The 19,314-nt window shown below is 48.6% G+C and carries 18 protein-coding genes; 12 read left to right on the top strand and 6 right to left on the bottom strand.

The window, feature by feature from the left end:
- Positions 1–137: 137 nt before the first annotated feature.
- Positions 138–1,394 carry a valine--pyruvate transaminase gene (locus GOU96_RS08935; RefSeq protein ID WP_114762592.1) on the top strand — a complete coding sequence of 419 codons (1,257 nt, stop codon included), beginning with the start codon at positions 138–140 and terminating at the stop codon, positions 1,392–1,394.
- An 86-nt stretch (positions 1,395–1,480) separates the two neighbouring features.
- On the opposite strand, the gene GOU96_RS08930 is transcribed toward GOU96_RS08935, so the two are convergent.
- The 6 genes from GOU96_RS08930 to dnaA form a co-directional block, all read right to left on the bottom strand.
- Complete coding sequence (locus tag GOU96_RS08930) at positions 1,481–1,918, bottom strand: Hsp20 family protein (protein WP_001261062.1); 438 nt, start codon at positions 1,916–1,918, stop codon at positions 1,481–1,483.
- A gap of 400 nt (positions 1,919–2,318) precedes the next feature.
- The gene (locus GOU96_RS08925) at positions 2,319–2,741 is read right to left on the bottom strand and encodes a hypothetical protein (protein WP_000934723.1); all 423 of its coding nucleotides are present in this window, start codon (positions 2,739–2,741) and stop codon (positions 2,319–2,321) included.
- A gap of 418 nt (positions 2,742–3,159) precedes the next feature.
- Positions 3,160–5,577, bottom strand: coding sequence for a DNA topoisomerase (ATP-hydrolyzing) subunit B (gyrB, locus tag GOU96_RS08920; protein ID WP_000070026.1), 2,418 nt, complete (start codon positions 5,575–5,577; stop codon positions 3,160–3,162).
- A 20-nt stretch (positions 5,578–5,597) separates the two neighbouring features.
- A complete protein-coding gene (gene recF, locus GOU96_RS08915; protein WP_001884355.1) occupies positions 5,598–6,689 on the bottom strand; it encodes a DNA replication/repair protein RecF in 1,092 nt (363 codons plus the stop codon).
- 17 nt (positions 6,690–6,706) lie between these two features.
- Positions 6,707–7,807 (bottom strand): DNA polymerase III subunit beta, encoded by a 1,101-nt coding sequence (gene dnaN / locus GOU96_RS08910; RefSeq protein WP_001959596.1) that lies wholly within the window; start codon positions 7,805–7,807, stop codon positions 6,707–6,709.
- 57 nt (positions 7,808–7,864) lie between these two features.
- Positions 7,865–9,268: a chromosomal replication initiator protein DnaA gene (gene dnaA, locus GOU96_RS08905; protein ID WP_000099214.1), complete on the bottom strand. Its 1,404-nt coding sequence runs from the start codon at positions 9,266–9,268 to the stop codon at positions 7,865–7,867.
- Positions 9,269–9,579: 311 nt separating this feature from the next.
- Between dnaA and GOU96_RS08900 the strand changes: the two genes are divergently transcribed.
- From GOU96_RS08900 to rsmG, 11 genes are all read left to right on the top strand, one after another.
- Complete coding sequence (locus tag GOU96_RS08900; protein WP_207805756.1) at positions 9,580–10,326, top strand: amino acid ABC transporter substrate-binding protein; 747 nt, start codon at positions 9,580–9,582, stop codon at positions 10,324–10,326.
- 77 nt (positions 10,327–10,403) lie between these two features.
- Positions 10,404–11,075: an amino acid ABC transporter permease gene (locus GOU96_RS08895; protein ID WP_000505208.1), complete on the top strand. Its 672-nt coding sequence runs from the start codon at positions 10,404–10,406 to the stop codon at positions 11,073–11,075.
- Complete coding sequence (locus GOU96_RS08890; protein WP_000593852.1) at positions 11,072–11,809, top strand: amino acid ABC transporter ATP-binding protein; 738 nt, start codon at positions 11,072–11,074, stop codon at positions 11,807–11,809. Before GOU96_RS08895 ends, GOU96_RS08890 begins: the two co-directional genes overlap by 4 nt.
- A gap of 241 nt (positions 11,810–12,050) precedes the next feature.
- Positions 12,051–12,188 carry a 50S ribosomal protein L34 gene (gene rpmH / locus GOU96_RS08885; protein WP_000044781.1) on the top strand — a complete coding sequence of 46 codons (138 nt, stop codon included), beginning with the start codon at positions 12,051–12,053 and terminating at the stop codon, positions 12,186–12,188.
- 45 nt (positions 12,189–12,233) lie between these two features.
- On the top strand, positions 12,234–12,557 hold the full coding sequence (gene rnpA, locus GOU96_RS08880) for a ribonuclease P protein component (protein WP_000957257.1): 324 nt from the start codon (positions 12,234–12,236) through the stop codon (positions 12,555–12,557).
- The gene (gene yidD / locus GOU96_RS08875; RefSeq protein ID WP_001886301.1) at positions 12,524–12,781 is read left to right on the top strand and encodes a membrane protein insertion efficiency factor YidD; all 258 of its coding nucleotides are present in this window, start codon (positions 12,524–12,526) and stop codon (positions 12,779–12,781) included. Before rnpA ends, yidD begins: the two co-directional genes overlap by 34 nt.
- A 2-nt stretch (positions 12,782–12,783) precedes the next feature.
- Positions 12,784–14,409, top strand: a complete 1,626-nt coding sequence (gene yidC / locus GOU96_RS08870) for a membrane protein insertase YidC (protein ID WP_000378235.1) — start codon at positions 12,784–12,786, stop codon at positions 14,407–14,409.
- Positions 14,410–14,502: 93 nt separating this feature from the next.
- A complete protein-coding gene (mnmE, locus tag GOU96_RS08865; RefSeq protein WP_095464977.1) occupies positions 14,503–15,864 on the top strand; it encodes a tRNA uridine-5-carboxymethylaminomethyl(34) synthesis GTPase MnmE in 1,362 nt (453 codons plus the stop codon).
- A gap of 9 nt (positions 15,865–15,873) precedes the next feature.
- Positions 15,874–16,308: an FMN-binding protein MioC gene (gene mioC, locus GOU96_RS08860; RefSeq protein WP_032478672.1), complete on the top strand. Its 435-nt coding sequence runs from the start codon at positions 15,874–15,876 to the stop codon at positions 16,306–16,308.
- 474 nt (positions 16,309–16,782) lie between these two features.
- A complete protein-coding gene (gene mnmG / locus GOU96_RS08855; RefSeq protein ID WP_000965607.1) occupies positions 16,783–18,678 on the top strand; it encodes a tRNA uridine-5-carboxymethylaminomethyl(34) synthesis enzyme MnmG in 1,896 nt (631 codons plus the stop codon).
- Complete coding sequence (gene rsmG / locus GOU96_RS08850; protein ID WP_267782070.1) at positions 18,678–19,310, top strand: 16S rRNA (guanine(527)-N(7))-methyltransferase RsmG; 633 nt, start codon at positions 18,678–18,680, stop codon at positions 19,308–19,310. Before mnmG ends, rsmG begins: the two co-directional genes overlap by 1 nt.
- Positions 19,311–19,314: the final 4 nt, after the last annotated feature.

Genomic DNA, 19,314 nt, shown 5'->3' with positions numbered 1-19,314 from the left:
TCAAGTAGGAAGGGGACACAAAAATATTGCTTTGCCTCGCAAATACATTGCGGTATGTTCAAGAACTATTCTAAACGGCGGAGATTCCACCGGTATATCGTTTCGCAAACACACAGCAATCATTAGGTAGTCGAGCAATGCAGTATTCCTCTTTTGGCGAAAAGTTTAATCGCTACTCCGGTATTACCCAGTTAATGGATGATTTAAACGATGGTCTGCGCACTCCAGGCGCGATCATGCTTGGTGGCGGTAATCCTGCTGCCATTCCTGCCATGCTCGATTATTTCCACAACACCAGCGCCGAAATGCTGGCCGATGGTTCACTGCTCAATGCTATGACCAATTACGATGGTCCACAGGGCAAAGATGTGTTTGTAAAATCGCTCGCTACACTGCTGCGTGAGACGTATGGCTGGAATATCAGCGAAAAGAACATCACTTTAACCAACGGCAGCCAGAGTGGCTTTTTCTACCTGTTTAACTTGTTTGCCGGTAAACAGCCCGATGGTGCACACAAAAAAATCCTCCTGCCCCTCGCGCCCGAATACATTGGCTACGGTGATGCAGGCATTGATGACGATATTTTTGTCTCCTACCGTCCGGAGATTGAGCTGCTCGATCAAGGACTGTTCAAATACCATGTGGACTTTTCTGAGCTGAAAGTCGATGAATCAGTGGCGGCGATCTGTGTGTCTCGCCCCACCAACCCAACCGGTAACGTGTTAACCGAAGAGGAAATCCACAAACTCGACCAGTTGGCGCGTGATAACGGCGTGCCGTTAATTATCGACAATGCTTACGGCGTGCCATTTCCGAATATCATTTTTGAAGATGTTGAGCCGTTTTGGAATGACAACACCATCTTGTGCATGAGCCTATCCAAACTGGGCTTGCCCGGTCTGCGCTGCGGCATTGTGATCGCCAATGAAGCGGTAACTCAAGCACTGACCAACATGAATGGCATCATTAGCTTAGCACCCGGCAGTATGGGACCCGCACTGGTGCAACGCATGATAGAAAAAGGCGATCTGCTGAGACTTAGCGAGCAGGTGATCAAACCGTTTTATCGCCAAAAAGCGCAACATGCGGTAGAGCTGCTGCAAAATGCGATTACTGATCCGCGTTTTCGCATCCATAAACCCGAAGGGGCGATCTTCCTCTGGCTGTGGTTTGATGAACTGCCGATCACCACGATGGAGCTTTACCAACGTTTGAAAGCGCGTGGGGTATTGATTGTACCGGGCGAATATTTCTTTATCGGCCAGCCGCAAGAATGGCCACATGCTCATGAGTGCTTGCGTATGAACTATGTGCAGAACGAGCAAGCGATGGAACAAGGCATTGCCATCATCGCCGAAGAAGTACAAAAAGCGTATCAACAAGCCAACGTCTAAACACCCAAACTAAGCAATGCAAAAAGCCCGCGAAATTCGCGGGCTTCGTTTTATCTAGCGTTCAGTGCGTTAAACGCTGCGCAGAGTTATTTGTTTTCCAGTAGGTGCTTGCCGTTAATCGCAATTTTGCGTGGCTGCATCGCTTCTGGAATTTCGCGCTCTAAATCAATGTGCAGCAGACCATGTTCCATAGTCGCGCCAGTCACTTTCACGTAATCCGCTAATTGGAATTTACGTTCAAAATCGCGCTCGGCAATGCCCTGATAGATGTAGTTTTTGCTCTCTTCAGGTTTACGCTCACCGCGCACAATCAAAGTATTCTCTTGTTGAGTAATATCGATCTCTTCATCGCCAAAACCCGCTACCGCCATGGTAATGCGATATTGGTTGTCTTCTTTTTGCTCGATATTGTATGGAGGGTATCCGCCTTGGGCGTTTTTCGCCGCGCTGTTTTCCATCATGTTCAGTAGACGGTCAAAGCCAATCGCGTTGCGGTACAGTGGAGTAAAATCTACAGTTCTCATATTCCTATCCTCTTTGATTAAGCAATAGTCTTAACAATGACTTGTTAAGTCGCCCGATCCATTCTTATGACCTGAATCGGCGTGATTTCAGTTAGGTAACACACTCCTCAATTGAGCAAGGGTGTTAGTCTCATTCAGAGGTCCTAGCGGCATCCTCTTCACACTTAGATATAGGGTCACTCAAAACCATTTCAAGTTTTTGCCCAAAAATTTTTTTGAAAAAAGCCCGACATTGAGTCGGGCTAGTCATTTGGATAATGCACTTTATCCTTAATTAACGGCCTTTGCTTTTGCGTGGCTTAATCACTGAGCTCTCTTGCGCTTTTTCTTGCTTCAGCTTGCGCTTCTCTTTGAGGCTGAGTTGCGGTTTTTTCATCTCTTGTTTACTCATGACAAACTCCTAATTACTGACATAACAAGCATGGCAAAGCTTGGTTGGCTTACCCTGCATTGAGTGCTGAACGTGAGTAATGGCAAAGCAATGGGGTTGTCCCCAAATCGACAAGGTAAACACTTCATGCTGACGACGGCCAAGTAAAGCGGCACCAAGTAGGGAGTCGCACGTCACGCCACCCTGGACTTCGTGCTGATTTTCAGACGTGGTCAGAGTGACTTGAAACGACAACTGGCGATGAGCATCAACAAGGCTCACCGTATCCCCAAGCTTAATGCGCTGTGGCGCTCGTTCAATGGGCGAGCGAGGATGCTCCAGCTTCTCGAACAATTCGAGCAGCAACAGCGGAGATTGATAGGTCAAAAAGCGGCTGCGTAGCCACCAACCGGCGAGAAAACGCCGAATATTCAAAGATAACCGGTTCAGCATGATACTTCCTTTGCTCATTCCATTACCAACAGTGACAAATCGATGAGTATGCCCGGGAGTGAAATACACTCCCGGTTCAATTCACAAAGGCGACCATCCTGACCTCCAGTCGAAAATGAGGAATAACAATAGGGTTCACAGACCACTATAGACACTAAAAAAATGAATGCAACCTCATGAAATTTAGAGAAAAAAGGAAAGTCTAATAAAGCCGTTTTCAGGATAGAAAAGTCTTAGTTAACCTCTGATTTTGGTGCTTTAGCCCAACAACCTAGGATATTCGACACAAAATTTTTATGGCTCCCTTTTGTCATTGCTTGAGGCTACCGTCATCCAACAGAGGGAAGGGACAAAATGCAGAGATAAAAAAAAGCAGCGCCACAGCGCTGCTTTTTGTCACGGTGAATCAACCAACCCCTTACACGTCGAGGTTGGCCACTTTCAGTGCGTTGGTTTCGATAAATGCACGACGTGGTTCAACTTGATCGCCCATGAGCGTAGTGAACAGTTCGTCCGCGCCTACCGCATCTTCGATAGTCACTTGCATCATACGACGCGTTTCTGGATCCATCGTAGTTTCCCACAGCTGATCAGGGTTCATTTCGCCCAGACCTTTATAGCGTTGGATAGACAGACCGCGGCGCGACTCTTTGATCAGCCAATCCAGTGCGGCTGCAAAGCTGCTGATCGGTTGTACTCGCTCACCACGTTTGATAAACGCACCCGCTTCAATCAAACCGTCCAGCGCTTCCGACAGATCGGCTAACTTAGCGTACTCTTTCGAGTTAATCAGATCCGCGCTCAGTAAGTATTCATGAGTCACACCGTGAGTACGCACCTGAACTTTTGGCAGGTACACATTCAGCTCAGCATTGTGTTCAACCAGAACACTGTATTGGCTCGCGCCCACTTCTTTAGCATTCAGCTGTTCGACTAAACGCTGTGTCCAAGCTTCAACTGCGGCTTTATCCGCACACAGCTCGGCATTGATGCGTGGTACGTAAATCAGCTCATGCAGCATCGCGTAAGGGTAACGGCGGCTCATGCGCTCAACCAGCTTGATCGCGGCGTTATATTGCTGAACCAGCTTCTCCAGCGGTTCACCCGCTAACGCTGGCGCATCGGCATTCACGTGCAGCTCTGCACCATCCATCGCCAGTGCCACTTGGTACTGGTTCATCGCCTCTTCATCTTTGATGTACTGCTCTTGTTTGCCTTTCTTCACTTTATACAGTGGTGGCTGAGCAATGTAGATGTAACCACGCTCAATCAACTCAGGCATTTGGCGGTAGAAAAAGGTCAACAGCAGAGTACGAATGTGCGAGCCGTCGACGTCCGCATCGGTCATGATGATGATGTTGTGATAACGCAGTTTATCTGGGTTGTACTCATCACGGCCGATACCACAGCCTAATGCAGTGATGAGGGTCGCGACTTCTTGTGAAGACAACATCTTGTCAAAACGCGCTTTTTCTACGTTGAGGATTTTACCTTTCAGCGGCAGAATCGCTTGATTCTTACGGTTACGGCCTTGTTTGGCTGAACCGCCCGCTGAGTCACCCTCCACTATGTAGAGTTCAGACAATGCTGGGTCTTTTTCCTGACAATCCGCCAGTTTGCCGGGTAAGCCAGCAAGATCCAGCGCGCCTTTACGGCGAGTCATTTCCCGGGCTTTACGCGCGGCTTCACGCGCACGCGCCGCATCAATAATCTTCGAACAAACGTTTTTCGCTTCGCTTGGGTTTTCCGCTAGGAAATCCGCCAGCTTCTCATTCATGGCTGACTCAACCGCGGATTTTACTTCCGAAGAAACCAGCTTATCTTTGGTTTGGCTTGAGAATTTCGGATCCGGCACTTTCACCGAAACCACTGCCGTTAAGCCTTCACGCGCATCATCACCCGAGGTTGCCGCTTGGGCTTTCTTCGAGAAGCCTTCTTTGTCCATGTAGTTGTTCAAAGTACGGGTCAACGCACCACGGAAACCGGCTAAGTGGGTACCACCATCACGCTGTGGGATGTTGTTAGTAAAGCAGTAGATGTTTTCTTGGAAACCATCGTTCCACTGCATTGCCACTTCCACGCTGATGCCATCTTCACGCTCTTGGTTAAAGTGGAAGACTTTCTCATGGATTGGCGTTTTGTTACGGTTCAAGTGGGTCACAAACGCTTGAATACCCCCTTCATACATGAAGTGGTCTTTTTTATCTTCTTCACGTTCATCGGTCAGCTTGATCGACACGCCAGAGTTCAGGAATGACAGCTCACGCAGGCGTTTAGCCAAAATGTCGTAATGGAATTCGATATTGGTAAAGGTTTGTGCGCTTGGCCAGAAACGTACGGTAGTACCGGTACGCTCAGTATCACCCACTACAGCCAACGGTGCTTGTGGCACACCATGATGGTAAGTTTGGGTGTGGATTTTGCCGCCGCGATAGATGGTGAGTAGCACTTTTTCAGAGAGCGCGTTAACCACCGACACACCTACCCCGTGCAGACCGCCGGAGACTTTATAGGAGTTGTCGTCAAATTTACCGCCGGCGTGCAGTACAGTCATGATGACTTCTGCCGCAGACACTTTCTCTTCAGGATGCATTTCGGTCGGGATACCACGACCGTCATCGCTGACTGACACTGAGTTGTCTTCGTGGATGGTGACCACGATGTCTTTACAGTAACCTGCCAACGCTTCATCAATTGAGTTATCCACCACCTCAAAAACCATGTGGTGCAGACCGGTGCCATCATCAGTGTCGCCGATGTACATACCCGGACGCTTGCGTACCGCATCCAGACCCTTCAGTACCTTAATACTCGATGAATCGTAATTGTTCGACATGAGTTACTCTCTCACTCTGTTTATCCTTGCTCTATTACACCGTGGGCAACATGAAATGTTTTACTGGACTCATCCAACATATCCGCCACTTGGCTTTCGGTAATAGAACTTACAAAAACCTGCGCCCCCGTCCCTTTTAGGCTATCTGCCAAACGTTGGCGACGTAGGCTATCCAATTCGGAAGCAAAATCATCGATAAGATAAATGCATTGCTTTCCCGTCAACTCGGTCAGGTGCTGCCCTTGCGCCACGCGCAACGCACACACCATCAACTTCAGTTGTCCCCGCGACAACACATCTTCCACCGGGGTTGCGTTCACTTTAATCCGCAAATCCGCTTTGTTAGGCCCGCTAAAGGTATAGCCCAACTGCTGATCCCGTTCGAAGTTTTTTTCCAGAATCGATTGATAAGGCTGATCTTTTTCCCAACCTCGATAATACTTTAAGTCGATATCGAATTCTGGCAAAAATGTGCGACATAACTGCTCTGCCACATTTTTCAATTGATTGACGTAACTTTCACGCCACTGGTCAATCTGCTCAGCCAAACGGGCTAATTCTTGATCCCAATAACTGAGTTCACGATAGCTTTGCGCGCTTTTGAGCAGTGCATTACGCTGCTTGCTGAGCCGCTTAAACCGCCCCCATGCATCGAAAAAAGCGGGCTCAGTATGAAACACGCCCCAATCGATAAAAGCCCGACGCTGTTTCGGTCCATCGGTCAGCAGTTCAAAGCCTTCCGGATGAATCAATTGCAGTGGCAAAATCTGCGCTAACTGTGCCAACTTTTGCCCCGTTTGGCCGCCTATTTTAACCTCAGTTGAGCCGTCACGCTGCTTATTAATGCCAACGGGTAGCTCAAATTGATCAGAGCTCAAAGAATGCTCACAAATCCGGCCATGCACAAACAGTTCTGAGCACTCATTTTGAATGATCCGTCCGGTCAGCGAGCTTTTAAATGAACGGCCATGGCCGAGCAGATAAATCGCTTCAAGCACGCTGGTTTTACCGCTGCCATTCGGCCCGATAAGAAAGTTAAAGCCTGCTGATAGGCGAATATCACAGGCTTTAATATTACGAAACTGTTGGATCATTAACCGGGAAAGCGGCATGGTAACTCGGTTATACCTTACAGACGAATTGGCATGACCACGTACATGGCGCTGTCATCATCGACATTCTCCACCAAGGCACTGGCGTTGGCATCCGACATCGAAACGCGCACATTGTCGCAGCGCAGGGTGTTAAGCACATCCAAGATGTAGCTAACGTTAAAGCCAATCTCAATCGGCTCTCCTTCAAAGCTCACATCCAGTAGCTCTTCCGCTTCTTCTTGCTCTGGGTTATTGGCAGTAATGCGCATTTCGTTGTCAGCCAAATTAACCCGCACACCACGGAATTTTTCATTCGACAGAATCGCGGCACGCGAAAATGCCTGGCGTAACTCTTCGCAGCCCGTTTGTAGTGTTTTGCTGGTATGTTGCGGCAATACGCGGCGATAATCAGGGAAACGACCATCAACCAGCTTCGAAGTAAACACGAAGTGATTCACTTCAGCACGCAAGTTCGAATGACCGATTTGCAGCACCACAGGCTGCTCTGGCGCATCAAGCAATTTCACCAGCTCAAGCACCCCTTTACGCGGCACGATGATCTGCTTTTGCGCAAAATCCGCACCGAGCTGAGCTTGCGCTACCGCCATACGGTGACCATCAGTCGCCACAGAACGCAAGGTGGTGCCATCAATTTCAAACAGCATGCCGTTTAAGTAGTAGCGTACATCTTGGTTGGCCATGGAAAACTGGGTTTTCTCAATCAGGCCACGCAGTTCCGCTTGAGTGAGCGAAACTTGCACTTCACTTTGCCAATCTTCAATGTTCGGAAAATCACTGGCAGGTAAGGTGGCGAGGGAAAAACGGCTACGACCAGAACGCACTTGAATGCGATCGCCTTCAAGCAGCACAGTGATCACCGCACTATCGGGCAAACCACGGCAAATATCTAAAAACTTACGCGCAGGAACGGTAATGCTGCCTGCTTCAAATTCACCTTCTAACGTCACGCGGCTGATCAGTTCCACTTCCAAATCGGTGGCTGTCATCGACAGTTGATTCTCTTCCACCTTAAGCAATAAATTGCCCAAGATAGGCAAGCTGGCGCGGCCACCTAAAGTGCCGGACACCTGTTGCAAGGGTTTAATCAAGTGGCTACGTTCAATGGTAAATTTCATAGTCTTCTCTTAAACGGGTGAAAGCGAAATACGCAAGTGCGCTAACCATAGCGCAAATTAAGAGGAAAGCGTACGAATCAGGTTCGAATAATCTTCTTTGATATCGTGACTCTCTTCGCGCAACTGCTCGATTTTACGGCAAGCGTGTAACACAGTCGTGTGGTCACGGCCGCCAAACGCATCGCCAATCTCTGGCAAGCTGTGATTGGTCAGCTCTTTAGCCAGTGCCATCGCCAATTGACGAGGACGAGCGACTGAGCGCGAACGGCGTTTTGAGAGCAGATCCGCCACTTTAATTTTGTAGTATTCGGCAACGGTCTTCTGAATATTATCAATCGTGACCAGCTTTTCTTGCAGCGCTAATAAGTCACGCAGTGCTTCACGCACGAAATCAATCGTGATTGGGCGACCGGTAAAGTTGGCGTTGGCAATCACGCGGTTCAGCGCGCCTTCCAACTCACGCACGTTAGAGCGCAGGCGTTTCGCAATAAAGAAAGCCACTTCATCCGGCAGATGAATTTGGTGATCTTCGGCTTTTTTCATCAAGATCGCGACGCGGGTTTCCAACTCCGGCGGCTCGATCGCCACGGTTAAGCCCCAGCCAAAACGCGATTTGAGACGATCTTCTACACCACTGATCTCTTTTGGATAGCGGTCAGAAGTCAAAATAATTTGTTGGTTGCCTTCCAGCAGCGCGTTAAAGGTGTGGAAGAACTCTTCCTGCGAACGCTCTTTGTTGGCAAAGAATTGAATATCGTCGATCAGCAAGGCATCTACACTGCGATAGTAGCGTTTGAATTCTTCAATCGCGTTGTTCTGCAGGGCTTTTACCATGTCTTGCACGAAACGCTCAGAGTGCATGTACACCACTTTAGCGTTCGGGTTGTTATCAACAATCGCGTTACCCACCGCATGCAGCAGGTGAGTTTTACCCAAACCGGTGCCGCCATACAAAAAGAGGGGGTTATACGCCGCACCTGGGTTATCAGAGACTTGGCGAGCCGCGGCCAGACCTAACTGGTTAGATTTACCTTCCACGAAGTTGTTGAACTTGTGTTTCGGGTTCACATTTGAGCGGTGAGTAATATCAGCCGCAGCACTGTCATCATCCCAGGTTTTATGGATAGGTTTACGCTGCGCCAATTGCGCAGGCGCCGACGATTCCGCCGCGACATCCGCAGCCGTACGTACAGGCGCGGGTTTTGGCGCCACCACAGGGCGGCTCCCCACTTCAAAGCGCAAATTAGGCACATCATTGCCACTGAATTCCATCAGCAGACGATTGATGTTATTGAGGTACTTATCGCGTACCCAATCCAACACAAAGCGGTTCGGGGCGAATAAAGTGAGAGTATTGTCATTGAGCTCCGCTTGAAGCGGACGCACCCACATACTGAATTCTGCGGCAGGTAGCTCTTCCTGAAGCCGTTGCAAACATTGCAACCATAGCGAAGATGACACGATTCCCTCACTCAAAAATCAACGATCGGTAAAGAGGAACAATTCTACCTGTTGATAACTCAGATCGCCAGCGCTGGATCGTCGATCCAGTGAATAAGATCTAAGTTATTCACATTATTTTTCGACCGATAACTAAGATCCTCACACATTTTGCCCGTGCTACCCACATAAAGATCCACATATCTCAAGATCTTTAGTAGTTATCCCCATGTTTTTGATTTTGATCAGTTATTGTTAATAACTACTGGTTATTTCTTTTAATGATTTAATTGCCAGTAGGATATAAACATAAATTATACAGGAGTCACACAATGAAACACTGGTTTAACATCGCTCTGGCTGCCCTAGCCCTTTCTTCTGCCACCGTTCAGGCAGCTACCGAGGTGAAAGTCGGCATGTCGGGCCGTTATTTCCCCTTCACCTTCGTGAAACAAGACGAGCTGCAAGGCTTTGAAGTGGATGTGTGGAATGAAATTGGTAAACGTAATGATTATAAGGTCGAGTTTGTTACTGCGAACTTCTCCGGTTTGTTTGGCCTGCTCGAAACTGGGCGCATCGACACCATTTCTAACCAAATCACTATCACAGATGCGCGTAAGGCTAAATATCTATTCTCCGATCCGTATGTGATTGATGGTGCACAAATTACGGTGCGTAAAGGCAATGAAGCGATTAAAGGTATTGACGATTTAGCGGGCAAAACCGTTGCGGTTAATTTAGGTTCTAACTTTGAACAGCTCCTGCGCAACCATGATAAAGACGGCAAAATCAACATCAAAACCTACGATACCGGCATTGAACACGATGTGGCTTTAGGCCGTGCCGATGCGTTTGTGATGGATCGTCTGTCTGCGCTTGAGCTGATCGAAAAGACCGGTTTACCACTGCAAATCGCGGGTTCACCGTTTGAAACTATCGAAAACGCGTGGCCGTTTGTGAATAACGAAAAAGGTCAGCAACTGCAAGGTGAAGTCAATAAAGCGCTCGCCGCCATGCGTGCTGACGGTACATTAAGCCAAATCGCGCTCAAATGGTTCGGTACCGATATCTCGCAATAATTCTGCTTCACCAAGCTAGACTCTATTCTATAAAGGTGGGACTTTCCCACCTTTGATTATTTTAGGAAGGAAAGCAGATGGGTTTTGACTTTCACTACATGCTTGAGCTGCTGCCAATCTTGCTCAAATATCTGGGTACGACTCTGGAAATGGCCAGCTGGGGGCTAGTTTTCGCGCTGATTTTGGCGCTGATTCTAGCCAATATTCGGGTATTCAAAGTGCCAGTGTTGGATCCCCTTAGCCAGCTCTACATCAGTTTTTTCCGCGGAACGCCGCTGCTTGTACAGTTATTTTTGCTCTACTACGGTTTACCGCAAGTCTTCCCCCTGTTGGTTGGGCTTGATGCATTCAGCGCTGCGGTGATCGGTTTAACTCTGCATTTTGCCGCTTACATGGCGGAAAGCATTCGCGCTGCGATCATCGGTATAGATCGCAGCCAAATGGAAGCCAGCTTATCCGTCGGAATGACCACTTCTCAGGCGATGCGCCGGATCATTTTGCCACAAGCCACACGCGTTGCTCTGCCTTCATTGATGAACTATTTCATTGATATGATCAAATCAACCTCCCTCGCCTTTACCCTTGGCGTGGCTGAGATCATGGCTAAAGCGCAGATGGAAGCTTCATCCAGTTTCCGTTTTTTCGAAGCCTTCTTGGCGGTAGCCCTCATCTATTGGGTGGTGGTTTTGGTGCTCACTCGCCTGCAATCTTGGGCAGAGCAGAAACTCAATAAGGCGTACGCACGATGATTAAATTGCAGAATATCCACAAAAGGTTTGGTACCAGTGAAGTGCTTAAGGGTATCGATCTTGAAATCCAACGCGGAGAGATCGTGGTCATCATCGGCTCCAGTGGCACAGGTAAATCCACTCTACTTCGCTGCGTGAACTTTCTTGAGCAAGCCGATCAGGGCAGTATTCGTATTGATGAACTCACCGTCGATACCCAAAAACATACCAAAGCTGATGTGCTGGCACTGCGCCGTAAAACCGGTTTTGTGTTTCAAAACTATGCGCTATTCGCTCATTTAACCGCGCGACAAAACATTGCAGAAGCCTTGATCACGGTACGCGGCTGGAAAAAAGCTCAAGCGCACCAACGAGCACAGCAAATTCTCGATGATATCGGCCTTGGCGATAAAGGTGATAGCTATCCCGCAGCACTCTCTGGCGGCCAGCAGCAACGGGTTGGGATTGGCCGCGCGATGGCGCTGCAACCTGAACTGCTGCTGTTCGATGAACCGACCTCCGCCCTCGATCCTGAATGGGTGGGTGAAGTGCTGGCTCTTATGAAAAAATTGGCGACTCAACATCAAACCATGTTGGTGGTCACTCATGAGATGCAGTTTGCCAAAGAAGTCGCCGATCGGGTGATCTTTATGGCCGAAGGAAAGATTGTCGAGCAAGGTTCTCCACAGGATATCTTTGACCATCCACAGGATCCGCGCTTAAGAAAATTCCTCAATCAAGTCGGGATCCGTTAAGGATCCTTGAGATTTTGCGGTTTGTCCGTATAATCGGCCGACCGGAAATAAAGCGGCAACCAGAATGAGCCAGCTCATTGAGTGAGTTCAGACTGGGGAAAACCCAATCATTGACACCTTTTGTGACAGTGATTACAATTCCGCCTCTTTGTTGAGAGGCGTCGGCGTCTTCAGTGAAGACCTTAATGCCCACGCCGGGTTAACCAAGAACCTAAAACTACTGATCAGTAAAGGTAACATCATGTCTAAACGCACTTTTCAACCTTCAGTTCTGAAGCGCAAGCGTACTCACGGTTTCCGTGCTCGCATGGCGACTGCGAACGGTCGTAAAGTTCTGAATGCACGTCGTGCAAAAGGCCGTAAGCGCCTGTCAAAATAATCTCGAATTATTTTGAGTACGTACGCATTCAATCGGGAGTTACGTTTGTTAACTCCCGAACATTATCAAAAAGTCTTCCAGCAAGCTCACAGTGCTGGTTCTCCTCATCTCACAATCATCGCTCGCGCTAATAATCTTTCTCATCCTCGTTTGGGACTCGCGGTTCCTAAAAAGCAGATCAAAACTGCCGTCGGCCGTAATCGATTCAAACGTATTTGCCGAGAAAGCTTTCGCTTACATCAAAATCAACTGGCTAACAAAGATTTTGTTGTCATCGCGAAAAAGAGCGCGCAAGATTTGAGCAATGAAGAACTGTTTAACTTGCTTGGCAAACTATGGCAACGCCTCTCTCGCCCTTCTCGTGGTTAGCCATTGGTATTGTAAAACTTTACCAGTGGTTTATTAGTCCACTTATCGGCCCACGCTGCCGATTCACTCCTACTTGTTCCACGTATGCGATAGAAGCGCTGCGAGCTCACGGTTTTATAAAAGGATGTTGGTTATCCACCAAACGTCTATTAAAATGCCACCCTTTGAACGAAGGGGGCTTTGACCCCGTTCCACCAGTCCAAAAACAAGACAGAGATAAATAACGATGGATTCTCAACGTAATATCTTGTTAATCGCTCTGGCGCTGGTTTCTTTCCTACTGTTTCAACAATGGCAAGTAGCGAAGAACCCTGCACCGCAAGCGACACAGCAGGCCCAATCCACAGGCGCAGCTCCTGCTCCTTCATTTTCCGATGAGTTAGATCCAACGCCTGCACAAAATGTGGCGGCGAAGGCCAAGACCATTACCGTCTCAACCGATGTACTGACTCTGTCTATTGATACGCTCGGCGGCGATGTGGTTAGCGCAAAACTGAATCAATACTCAGAAGAGCTCAATTCGCCTGAGTCTTTTGTCTTGTTACAAAACACCCAAGGCCATCAGTTTATTGCTCAAAGTGGTTTAGTCGGCCCACAAGGCATTGACGTCACTAGCAATAATCGTCCCGCTTACCAAGTGAGTGCGGATAGTTTCACTCTGGCCGAAGGCCAAGATGAACTGCGCATTCCTATGACCTATCAAGCCAATGGCATTGACTACACGAAAACCTTCATTCTTAAGCGTGGTAGCTACGCCGTGGATGTGGTGTTTGACGTCGCCAATAACTCAGGTAGCGAAGCCACACTAGGTATGTATGCTCACCTGCGCCAAAATCTGCTGGATTCTGGTGGCAACCTCGCCATGCCAACTTACCGTGGTGGTGCTTACTCAACCAGCGATGTGCGTTACAAGAAGTACAGCTTCGACGACATGAAAGATCGCAACCTCAGTGCACCAAACGATGTGACGGTAAACTGGGTCGCGATGATCCAGCACTACTTCGCTTCAGCATGGATCCCACGTGATGAGCCGCAAGCACAGCTTTACTCACGCGTTATCAATAATTTAGGTGATATGGGTATCCGTACACCAAACAAAACCATTGCCAACGGTGATAAAGCAGAGTTTGAAGCGACCTTATGGGTAGGCCCAAAACTGCAAGACCAAATGGCTGCAACAGCGCCTAATCTTGATCTGGTGGTTGATTATGGTTGGTTGTGGTTCATTGCTAAGCCACTGCACTGGTTGCTGTCTGTGATTCAGACGTTTGTTGGCAACTGGGGTGTGGCCATCATCTGCTTAACCTTTATTGTGCGTGGTGCGATGTACCCACTGACCAAAGCACAGTACACCTCAATGGCGAAAATGCGCATGCTGCAACCTAAACTGCAAGCGATGCGTGAGCGGATTGGCGATGATCGCCAGCGCATGAGCCAAGAGATGATGGAGCTGTATAAGAAAGAGAAAGTAAACCCACTGGGTGGCTGTCTCCCTATCCTTCTGCAAATGCCTATTTTCATTGCGCTGTACTGGGCACTGATGGAGTCGGTAGAGCTGCGTCATTCTCCATTCTTTGGTTGGATTCATGACTTGTCCGCGCAAGATCCTTACTACATCTTGCCACTGCTGATGGGTGCGAGCATGTTCGTTATCCAGAAGATGAGCCCGACCACTATCACCGATCCAATGCAACAGAAGATCATGACCTTCATGCCAGTGATGTTCACTTTCTTCTTCCTGTGGTTCCCATCAGGTCTGGTTCTGTACTGGTTGGTGTCGAACATCGTAACGCTAATCCAGCAAACGCTGATCTACAAAGCGCTAGAGAAAAAAGGCTTACACTCCAAGTAAGTTTGATTGAGTAATAAAGAGGCGGCCAAAAGGTCGCCTTTTTGTTGGCTGCTGATTACAATGGCGCTAATTCAATCCTGTTCAGGTAACACTATGACAACAGATACCATTGTCGCGCAGGCTACGGCACCCGGCCGTGGTGGTGTCGGCATTATCCGTGTATCAGGCCCACTGGCTGCCCACGTCGCGCAGACAGTCACTGGACGCACGCTCAGACCCCGCTATGCCGAATACTTGCCTTTCACCGATGAAGATGGCCAGCAGCTCGATCAAGGCATTGCGCTGTTTTTCCCCAATCCTCATTCATTTACCGGTGAAGATGTGCTTGAGCTGCAAGGTCACGGTGGCCCGGTCGTCATGGATATGCTGATCCGCCGTATTTTGCAGATTAAAGGGGTGCGCCCAGCACGTCCCGGTGAATTCTCAGAACGCGCTTTCCTCAATGACAAGATGGATTTAACCCAAGCGGAAGCCATCGCAGACCTGATTGATGCCAGCTCTGAGCAAGCCGCAAAATCCGCGCTGCAATCACTGCAAGGCGAGTTTTCTAAACGCATCCATACCTTGGTGGAATCGCTGATTCACCTGCGCATCTATGTTGAAGCCGCAATTGATTTCCCAGAAGAAGAGATCGATTTTCTGGCCGATGGTAAGGTTTCCGCTGATCTGCAAACCATCATAGATAATCTTGCCGCAGTGCGCCGTGAAGCCAACCAAGGTGCCATTATGCGCGAAGGGATGAAGGTGGTGATTGCTGGGCGTCCTAATGCGGGTAAATCGAGCCTACTCAATGCACTTTCAGGTAAAGAGTCTGCCATCGTTACCGACATTGCCGGCACCACCCGTGATGTTCTGCGTGAGCATATCCATATTGATGGGATGCCGCTGCACATCATCGATACCGCGGGACTACGAGACGCTTCTGATGCGGTAGAAAAAATTGGTATTGAGCGCGCGTGGGAAGAGATCCGCCAAGCCGATCGCGTACTGTTTATGGTCGATGGCACCACCACAGAGGCCACCGATCCACAGGACATCTGGCCTGATTTTGTTGACAAACTGCCAGAGAATATTGGGATCACTGTGATCCGTAATAAAGCCGATCAAACTGGTGAGCCCCTTGGGATCTGCCATGTTAATCAACCCACATTGATTCGCCTATCAGCCAAAACAGGCCAAGGGGTCGATGCCTTGCGTCAGCACCTCAAAGAGTGCATGGGTTTTTCAGGCAATCAGGAAGGTGGCTTTATGGCACGCCGCCGTCATCTCGATGCCCTAGAGCGAACCGCAGAGCACTTAGCGATTGGTCAGCAACAACTTGAAGGCTATATGGCCGGAGAAATCCTCGCCGAAGAGCTGCGTATAGCCCAGCGACACCTTAACGAAATTACGGGCGAGTTCAGCTCCGATGATCTGCTTGGCCGCATTTTTTCATCATTCTGTATTGGGAAATAGAGTAACGCTATGATTCATATCATTACTGGCAGCACCCTAGGCGGTGCGGAATATGTGGGTGACCACCTGAGTGATTTACTGCAAGAACAAGGCTTTGACACCAAAATTCACAACCAGCCCAACATTAGTGAGATCCCTGCTAAAGGGACTTGGCTGATCATCACCTCAACCCACGGGGCTGGTGAGTACCCGGATAATATCCAGCCCTTTATTCAGGCTCTGCAGAATACACCACCGAATACCTCTGCACTACGTTATGCCGTGGTCGCGATTGGTGATTCAAGCTACGATACTTTCTGCGCGGCAGGTAAACATGCCTATCAGCTGCTGGGGGATATTGGTGCTAAACCTCTGGCCAACTGCTTTACCATCGATGTACAAGAGCACCCAGTGCCTGAAGATGCCGCTGAAGCTTGGCTCAAACGCGTCATCAATCGCTTCTAAATAATGACCTATTCCATGCAGAGCGGCTTAATGCCGCTCTTTTTTTTGGATTGTGGATAAATTTAATGGTAGTGAAAAAATTGATTGATGCTTTTTCAATCGAATCTCATGTGGATAACTATACGATTATCCGGTGATCTTCCTATAGTTATCCATATAACAAGTTTTAGATCCCAAGGTGGCTGTGTATAACATAGAATTTTGATCCCAGCTAATCCTTGAACAGATCAGTGGTTGATCACACGATCTGATCCTTCTGAATCGCATGATCTTGTTGATCATTTTTCACTTATCCACAAAGATCCTGCTCCTTAATAGTAGATCTAATAAAAAGATCTCTATATAGATCTTTATATATATTTAATGACCCTCCTTGATCGAAAAAACAGGAAAGCGATTTTCTAGCCAACCGAAAGAGGTTAGAATACGCCTCTTTTGTTAACCCATAGTCTCGATGAATACCTGAGGTCGTTCATGCTTTATCACGAAACATTTGACGTCATTGTGGTTGGTGGCGGTCACGCAGGAACGGAAGCCGCTCTCGCTGCAGCACGTACAGGACAGCGTACGTTACTTCTTACCCACAATATTGACACCCTAGGCCAAATGTCCTGTAACCCTGCCATTGGTGGGATCGGTAAAGGTCATTTAGTCAAAGAAGTGGATGCAATGGGCGGTTTGATGGCGCAAGCTATCGATCACGCAGGTATTCAATTTCGTACACTGAACGCTTCAAAAGGGCCAGCCGTGCGTGCAACTCGTGCACAAGCCGATCGTGCTCTGTACAAAGCCTATGTGCGTAATGTGTTAGAAAACACCCCGAATCTCACCCTGTTCCAACAAGCGGTAGATGATGTGATCGTCGAGCATGATCATATTCGTGGTGTTGTGACTCAGATGGGCCTGAAATTTCATGCCAAAGCGGTAGTGTTAACCGTCGGGACTTTCCTTGGCGGTAAGATCCATATCGGCCTTGAAAACTATGCTGGAGGTCGTGCAGGGGATCCACCATCGATCGCTTTGGCGCACCGACTGCGTGAACTGCCATTTCGTGTTGATCGCTTAAAAACCGGCACACCACCACGTATCGATGCCAATAGCGTTGATTTCTCGGTATTGGAAGCGCAGCACGGTGATAATCCGACCCCAGTTTTTTCCTTTATGGGCAAGCGTGAGCACCATCCACGCCAAATTCCGTGTTACATCACGCACACCAATGAGCGCACCCATGATGTGATCCGCGCTAACCTTGATCGCAGCCCTATGTATGCCGGGATCATCGAAGGGATCGGCCCGCGTTACTGTCCATCGATCGAAGATAAGGTGATGCGTTTTGCTGATAAAGACAGTCACCAGATTTTTATTGAGCCGGAGGGTTTAACCACCACTGAACTCTATCCGAACGGCATTTCCACCAGCTTGCCATTTGACGTGCAAGTGCAGATCGTACGTTCAATGAAAGGTTTTGAGAACGCACATATTGTTCGTCCGGGTTACGCGATTGAATACGACTTCTTCGATCCACGTGATTTGAAGCAAACGTATGAAACCAAATTTATCCATGGTTTGTTCTTTGCAGGGCAAATCAACGGCACTACTGGTTACGAAGAAGCCGCTGCGCAAGGCTTGATGGCGGGTCTGAACGCCAGCTTATACAGCCAAGACAAAGAAGGTTGGAGTCCACGTCGCGATCAGGCGTACATGGGTGTGCTGATCGACGATCTCTCGACCATGGGCACTAAAGAGCCTTACCGTATGTTCACTTCGCGCGCGGAATATCGTCTGCTGCTGCGTGAAGACAACGCTGATCTGCGTTTGACCGAAAAAGCGCGTGAGCTTGGCCTTGTGGATGATGCGCGTTGGGTGCGTTTTAACCAAAAAATCGACAACATGGCCAAAGAGCGTCAACGCTTGCAAGAAACTTGGATGAATCCAAACTCGGTTGGCGTCGAACAGCTCAATACTCTGCTGAAAACGCCGATGTCGCGTGAAGCTAGTGGTGAAGACTTACTGCGTCGCCCTGAAATGACCTATGAGCTGCTGACCACTTTGCCGGCTTTTGCCCCAGCTTTGGAAGATGCTGAAGCCGCCGAACAGGTAGAGATTCAAGTTAAATACGATGGCTACATTCAACGCCAGCAAGATGAAATTGAAAAATCGCTGCGCCATGAACATACCAAGCTGCCAGCAGAGCTTGATTATAAGCAAGTCAAAGGTCTTTCAAACGAGGTAGTATTGAAGCTCAATGCGGCTAAACCAGAAACCATTGGAATTGCATCACGTATTTCAGGTATCACGCCTGCGGCGATTTCGATTTTGCTGGTTCACCTGAAAAAACACGGCATGCTGAAAAAGGGAGAAGCGGCGTAATGAATCCGTTACGAGTCAAACTCGACGCCTTGATCAGCAAAACCAGCTTAACGGTGACAGAGCAGCAACGTGAGCAGCTCGTTGGGTATGTGCAGCTGCTCGACAAATGGAACAAAGCTTATAACCTCACTTCTGTGCGCGATCCGATGGAAATGTTGGTGAAACATATTCTCGATAGTTTGGTGGTCAGTCCGCATCTTGTCGGTGAGCGCTTTATTGATGTGGGTACTGGGCCTGGATTGCCTGGTATTCCGCTTGCGATCATGCACCCAGATAAAGAGTTTGTGCTGCTCGATAGTCTTGGTAAACGGATCCGTTTTCTAAAACAGGTGATCCACGATCTCAAGATCAACAATGTGTTACCTGTGCAGAGTCGAGTGGAAGAGTTTGATCCTGAATCCGGTTTTGATGGCGTATTAAGCCGCGCTTTTGCGTCGATGACCGACATGGTCAACTGGTGTCAGCATCTACCAAAACCGAATGGTGGGGTATTTTTAGCCCTCAAAGGAGTACGGCCTGATGATGAAATCACCCTACTCCCTGAGTGGTGTTCTGTGACCGATATCAAAGCTTTGCAAGTTCCTGGGTTGGAAGGTGAGCGTCATCTTGTAATCTTATCGCGCAAGGGATAACAGC

This window comes from Vibrio sp. R-1 (assembly GCF_035615595.1).
Taxonomy (GTDB): Bacteria; Pseudomonadota; Gammaproteobacteria; order Enterobacterales; family Vibrionaceae; genus Vibrio; species Vibrio cholerae.
This window is presented reverse-complemented; position numbering and strand designations above follow the sequence as displayed.

Bases quoted from the DNA above. Each gene is read 5' to 3' on its own strand.
- GOU96_RS08935 (WP_114762592.1), top strand. From the start codon at position 138: ATGCAGTATTCCTCTTTTGGCGAAAAGTTTAATCGCTACTCCGGTATT.
- GOU96_RS08930 (WP_001261062.1), bottom strand. From the start codon at position 1,918: ATGAGAACTGTAGATTTTACTCCACTGTACCGCAACGCGATTGGCTTT.
- GOU96_RS08925 (WP_000934723.1), bottom strand. From the start codon at position 2,741: ATGCTGAACCGGTTATCTTTGAATATTCGGCGTTTTCTCGCCGGTTGG.
- gyrB (WP_000070026.1), bottom strand. From the start codon at position 5,577: ATGTCGAACAATTACGATTCATCGAGTATTAAGGTACTGAAGGGTCTG.
- recF (WP_001884355.1), bottom strand. From the start codon at position 6,689: ATGCCGCTTTCCCGGTTAATGATCCAACAGTTTCGTAATATTAAAGCC.
- dnaN (WP_001959596.1), bottom strand. From the start codon at position 7,807: ATGAAATTTACCATTGAACGTAGCCACTTGATTAAACCCTTGCAACAG.
- GOU96_RS08900 (WP_207805756.1), top strand. From the start codon at position 9,580: ATGAAACACTGGTTTAACATCGCTCTGGCTGCCCTAGCCCTTTCTTCT.
- GOU96_RS08895 (WP_000505208.1), top strand. From the start codon at position 10,404: ATGGGTTTTGACTTTCACTACATGCTTGAGCTGCTGCCAATCTTGCTC.
- GOU96_RS08890 (WP_000593852.1), top strand. From the start codon at position 11,072: ATGATTAAATTGCAGAATATCCACAAAAGGTTTGGTACCAGTGAAGTG.
- rpmH (WP_000044781.1), top strand. From the start codon at position 12,051: ATGTCTAAACGCACTTTTCAACCTTCAGTTCTGAAGCGCAAGCGTACT.
- yidD (WP_001886301.1), top strand. From the start codon at position 12,524: ATGGCAACGCCTCTCTCGCCCTTCTCGTGGTTAGCCATTGGTATTGTA.
- yidC (WP_000378235.1), top strand. From the start codon at position 12,784: ATGGATTCTCAACGTAATATCTTGTTAATCGCTCTGGCGCTGGTTTCT.
- mnmE (WP_095464977.1), top strand. From the start codon at position 14,503: ATGACAACAGATACCATTGTCGCGCAGGCTACGGCACCCGGCCGTGGT.
- mioC (WP_032478672.1), top strand. From the start codon at position 15,874: ATGATTCATATCATTACTGGCAGCACCCTAGGCGGTGCGGAATATGTG.
- mnmG (WP_000965607.1), top strand. From the start codon at position 16,783: ATGCTTTATCACGAAACATTTGACGTCATTGTGGTTGGTGGCGGTCAC.
- rsmG (WP_267782070.1), top strand. From the start codon at position 18,678: ATGAATCCGTTACGAGTCAAACTCGACGCCTTGATCAGCAAAACCAGC.